Source organism: Dellaglioa sp. CoH-55-MRSF-7 (assembly GCF_056782235.1).
Map to the genome: position 1 here is coordinate 1 of NZ_JBXAYI010000032.1, position 400 is coordinate 400.

1 protein-coding gene is annotated in these 400 nt (G+C 54.0%); it reads right to left on the minus strand.

Going from position 1 to position 400, the window contains the following annotated elements; genetic code table 11:
* Positions 1-145: 145 nt before the first annotated feature.
* Positions 146-400: hypothetical protein (locus tag AC1RPU_RS07695; RefSeq protein WP_481769595.1), on the minus strand; the 255-nt coding region annotated here is incomplete at its 5' end.

The window sequence follows — 400 nt, forward strand, 5'->3', positions numbered from 1 at the left end:
ATGCACAGGCGTCTCGTTCAATGCACAAGCACCTGCACATGGTTCAGCAGCCATTGCGCGAGCAGCGTGGCACCAATACCTAGACCCAGACCCATAACAAATGCCCCGACGATCCCGCTGATAAGGCCGTTAAGAGCACCCACAATTACGCCTGCGAACACAATTCCTTGCCCTCCACGTGTTGGATCACCTGATTCGCAAGATCACCAATCGTCTCAAGACTGATGAATTCGGACGGATACATGGTGATGCGATATTTCTGGTTGATTGCTTCACAAAGAGCGGTACGCGCACGCAGAAGCTTCAGCCCCATTTCCACCAAGCGAACACCTGCGTACGCGCCGTTCGAGATTACCACAGGTCCTTTCACGATTTCGCGCTCCATCGCGAGCCGCACGAT